This is a genomic window from Streptomyces sp. UNOC14_S4 (assembly GCF_020740835.1).
Lineage (GTDB): Bacteria > Actinomycetota > Actinomycetes > Streptomycetales > Streptomycetaceae > Streptomyces.
Map to the genome: position 1 here is coordinate 1 of NZ_JAINFC010000589.1, position 4359 is coordinate 4359.

At 74.2% G+C, this 4359-nt stretch carries 5 protein-coding genes; 2 read left to right on the top strand and 3 right to left on the bottom strand.

From position 1 onward, the window contains the following. The 3 genes from K6I34_RS32630 to K6I34_RS32640 all read right to left on the bottom strand — a co-directional run. The coding region (locus tag K6I34_RS32630; protein WP_275127207.1) for a beta-ketoacyl synthase N-terminal-like domain-containing protein at positions 1-558 on the bottom strand (558 nt) is incomplete at its 3' end. A 32-nt stretch (positions 559-590) separates the two neighbouring features. Continuing rightward, a complete protein-coding gene (locus K6I34_RS32635; protein WP_229331650.1) occupies positions 591-1217 on the bottom strand; it encodes a TetR/AcrR family transcriptional regulator in 627 nt (208 codons plus the stop codon). Between the two features lie 17 nt (positions 1218-1234). Next, positions 1235-2074, bottom strand: a complete 840-nt coding sequence (locus tag K6I34_RS32640) for an SDR family oxidoreductase (RefSeq protein WP_229331651.1) — start codon at positions 2072-2074, stop codon at positions 1235-1237. A gap of 44 nt (positions 2075-2118) precedes the next feature. Here K6I34_RS32640 and K6I34_RS32645 point away from each other — a divergent pair, with 44 nt between their 5' ends. Further along, entirely contained in the window at positions 2119-2997 is an 879-nt protein-coding gene (locus tag K6I34_RS32645; RefSeq protein WP_229331652.1) for an enoyl-CoA hydratase, read from the top strand. Beyond that, positions 2997-4193, top strand: a complete 1197-nt coding sequence (locus K6I34_RS32650) for an acyl-CoA dehydrogenase family protein (RefSeq protein ID WP_229331653.1) — start codon at positions 2997-2999, stop codon at positions 4191-4193. The genes K6I34_RS32645 and K6I34_RS32650 overlap by 1 nt, the downstream gene beginning before the upstream one ends. Positions 4194-4359 lie beyond the last annotated feature (166 nt).

Here is a 4359-nt window from a genome sequence, read left to right on the forward strand (position 1 = left end):
GTGCGAGGCGAGCGCGTACTCCTCCATGGCCGCGCGGGTGATGCCCCACCGCGCGGCGATCGCCTCGGCGCCGTGGAACTGGCTGACGACGCGGTCGCCGTAGCGGGCCCGCCAGCCGCGCGACCCGGCGTACGGGCCGTCGGTGAGGCCCAGCGGCTCGGCGGCCCGCCCGGCGGCGAAGGCGATGGGGACCTGCGACATGTTCTGCACGCCGCCCGCGACGACGAGGTCCTGGGTGCCGGAGAGCACCGCCTGGGCGGCGAAGTGCACGGCCTGCTGGCCCGAGCCGCACTGCCGGTCGACGGTGACGCCGGGCACCTCCTCGGGGAGGCCCGCGGCCAGCCAGCTCGTCCGGGCGATGTCCCCGGCCTGCGGGCCGACCGCGTCGAGGCAGCCGAGGACGACGTCGTCGACGGCGGCTGGGTCCACGCCCGTACGGTCCATCAGCTCCCGCAGCACATGGGCGCCGAGGTCGGCGGGGTGGACGGCGGACAGTCCGCCGCCCCGTCTGCCGACGGGGGTGCGGACCGCTGCGACGACGTAGGCCTCTGCTGCCATGGCTGCTGCTCCTCGGGACGGCTGACTACGGTTCACTCCCGGACGGCGATGCCGTCCAGGACCATCGACAGGTACTGGCGGGCGATCTCCTCGGGCGCGTGCGCTCCGCCGGGCCGGTACCAGGACGCGGCGACCCACACGGTGTCGCGGAGGAAGCGGTAGGTGAGCCGGGCGTCGAGGTCGGCGCGGAAGGCGCGCTCGGCCACGCCGCGCTCCAGGGTGCCGAGCCACACCCGTTCGAAGCGGCGCCAGGAGTCGGCGAGGTAGGCGAAGCGCGGCCGGTCCGCGAGGCGGCGGGACTCCTTCTGGTAGATGGCGACGGCGAAGCGGTGCCGGTCGATCTCGCGGAAGGACTCGGTGACGAGGGCCTCCAGGGTCTCGCGGGGCCCGAGCCCGGCGCCGAGCACGGCGTCGTAGCCCGTCCACAGCTCCTCCAGGAAACCGGAGAGGATCTCGTCCAGCATCGACTCCTTGGAGTCGAAGTGGTAGTAGAGGCTGCCCGCGAGGAGGCCGGCCTCGTCGGCGATCCTGCGGACGGTGGTGGCGTCGTAGCCCTGGGCGGCGAAGACCTCGGCGGCGGTGGCGAGGAGTGCGCGGCGCCGTTCGGGGGCGGGGTTGGAGTTCGCGGCGGTCTGCTTGCTGTTCGGCACGCCGGTCATTCTCGGGCACGCCCCGGTCAGGCGCGCTGGCTGCTGACGGACACCGTCTCCCCCGTCATGTACGAGGAGTAGCCGCTGGCGAGGAAGACGACGACGTTGGCGACCTCCCAGGGCTCCGCGGGCCGCCCGAAGGGCTCACGCTCCGTCAGCTCGGCGAGCAGTTCCGGGGTGGTGACCTTGACCAGGTGCGGGTGCATGGCGAGGCTCGGCGAGACCGCGTTGACGCGTACCCCGTAGGCGGCGGCCTCGACGGCCGCGCAGCGGGTGAGGGCCATGACCCCGGCCTTGGCGGCGGCGTAGTGGGCCTGGCCGCGCTGGGCGCGCCAGCCCGCGACCGAGGCGACGTTGACGACGACGCCCCCTCCTGCGGGCCGGCCGCGGTCGCGCAGCCGGCGCAGGGCCGCGCGGGTGCAGCGGAAGGTGCCGTTCAGGGAGGTGTCGATGACCTTGTCCCACTGCTCGTCGGTCATCTCCACGAGGTCGGCGGTGCCGCCGAGGCCCGCGTTGTTGACGACGATGTCGAGGGTTCCGTGCCGTTCCTCGGCGAGGTCGAAGAGGGCGGCGACCTGGGTCTCGTCGGTGACGTCGCAGGGCAGGCCGGTCACCTGCCGGGAGCCGAAGCCGTCGCGGAGCGCGGCGACGGTGGCCCTCAGGCGCCGGGCGTGCGCGTCCCCGAGGACCACGCGCGCGCCCTCTTCGAGGAAGCGGCGCGCGACGGCCCCGCCGATGCCGGTGCCCGCGGCGGCGGTGATGACGGCGGTGCGGCCCGTCAGCAGTTCATGGCCGGGCACATAGGCCGGCGGACAGGGCCGGGAAGCGGTGCGGGATTCCGTGGGGAACTCCTCGACGCTGCTCATGACGGCACGTTAACCTACCAAACACTTGTTAGGGAAGGATGGGCATGACCACTGACCTGACAGTCGACCCGGCAGCCGACCCGACGGCCGACCCGACCGTGCGTTACGAGGCGAAGGGCCCGGTCGCGACGGTCACCATGAACCGGCCGCGCTGGCGCAACGCCCAGAACACCGCGATGACTTACGCCCTGGACGACGCCTTCCAGCGCGCGGCGGCGGACGACGCGGTACGGGTCGTCGTGCTCGCCGGGGCGGGCGAGCACTTCTCGGCGGGCCACGACATCGGCACTCCCGGGCGTGACGCCCACCTCCCCCGTCCGCGCAGGGCGGGCCTGTGGTGGGACCACTCCGCCACGTCCGGTGCGGAGGGCCGCTTCGCCCGCGAGTCGGAAATCTACCTGGGCATGTGCCGACGGTGGCGGGAACTGCCCAAACCTGTGATTGCCGCGGTCCAAGGCGCCTGCGTGGCGGGCGGGTTGATGCTGGCCTGGGTGTGCGACCTGATCATAGCGAGCGAGGACGCCTTCTTCGCCGACCCCGTCGTCCGCATGGGCGTCCCCGGCGTCGAGTACTTCGCCCACCCGTGGGTGATGCCGCCGCGTATCGCCAAGGAGTTCCTCTACACCGGCGACCGGATGAGCGCCCGGCGCGCGTACGAGCTCGGCATGGTCAACCGCGTGGTGCCGCGTGCCGGGCTCGCCGCCCGTACGGAGGAACTGGCGTGCCGTATCGCGGAGATGCCCCGCATGGGGCTCGCGCTCGCGAAGCGGGCCGTCAACCAGGCGGAGGACCTCCAGGGTCTGCACAGCGGGCTCGACGCGGCCTTCGCGCTCCACCACCTCGCGCACGCCCACAACGCCGAGACGGGCTCCGGCCCCCTCGGCGGCATGGACGTCCGCGCGATGAAGGAGCGCGGTGCCTGATGGACCTTCAGCTCACTGCGGAGGAGGAGGCCTTCCGCGCGGAGGCCCGCGCGTGGCTCGCCGCGCACGTGCCCCGGACACCGCCGCGCTCGCTGGAGACGCGGGAGGGGTTCGCCGAACACCGGGCGTGGGAGCGGACGCTGGCCGCCGGCCGCTGGTCGGCCGTCTCCTGGCCCGCGGAGTACGGCGGCCGGGGCCGCTCGCTGCTGGAGTGGCTGCTGTTCGAGGAGGAGTACTACGCGGCCGGGGCGCCCGGGCGCGTCACGCAGAACGGGATCTCCCTCCTCGCCCCCACCCTCCTCGCCCACGGCACACCGGAGCAGCGGGCCCGGCTGCTGCCGCCGATGGCGCGCGCCGAGACGGTCTGGGCGCAGGCGTGGTCGGAGCCGGAGGCGGGCTCGGACCTCGCCTCCCTGCGGTCGGTGGCCGTACCGGTACGGGGCGGCTGGCTGCTGCGCGGCCAGAAGACCTGGTCCTCGCGGGCCGCCTTCGCCGACCGGGCCTTCGGCCTCTTCCGCAGCCACGCGGACCCGGAGCGGCCGCCGCACCACGGGCTGACGTACGTGATGTTCCCGCTGGACGCACAGGGGGTGACGGTCCGGCCCGTCGGCCGCCTCGACGGCAGGCCCGCCTTCGCGGAGATCTTCCTCGACGACGTGTTCGTGCCCGCCGAGGACGTCATCGGCGAACCCGGGAACGGCTGGTCCGTCGCCATGAGCACCGCGGGTCACGAGCGCGGCCTGACCCTGCGCAGCCCCGGCCGCTACCTCACCGCCGCCCGGCGGCTGGTGGCCCTGTGGCGCGAACGCGCCGACCCGCGCGACACGGCGCTGCGGGACCGGGTGGCGGACGTGGCGATCCGGGCGCGGGCGTACCGGCTGTACGCGTACGGGGTTGCCGGACGGCTCGCCGCCGGGGCTCCCGGTACGGCGGAGGCGAGCCTCACGAAGCTTTTCTGGTCCGAGCTGGACCTGGCCCTGCACGAGGCCGCGCTCGACGTGCTGGGCGCGCAGGGGGAACTCTCCTCCTGCGCGGAGGAGGCGGTTGCTCCGTGGCCGGACGGCTATGTCTTCGCCCTGGCGGGGCCGATCTACGCGGGGGCGAACGAGATCCAGAGGGATGTGGTGGCGGAACGGGTGCTCGGGTTGCCTCGCGCTCCGCGGGGGCGGGGGCGCGCCCACCGGGGTGCCACGTGAGCCTGCGGCTCGGCGTGGGGCGTCTACCGGGCTGCCGCCTGAGTCCGGTCGGCGGCTGCGGGCCGTGTGTGGCTGGTCGCGCAGTTCCCCGCGCCCCTGAGGGGGTGCGCTATTCCGTCACCTTCCGGTTGTGGGCATGCGTTCCGCTAGGGGCTGGGGGTCCCCC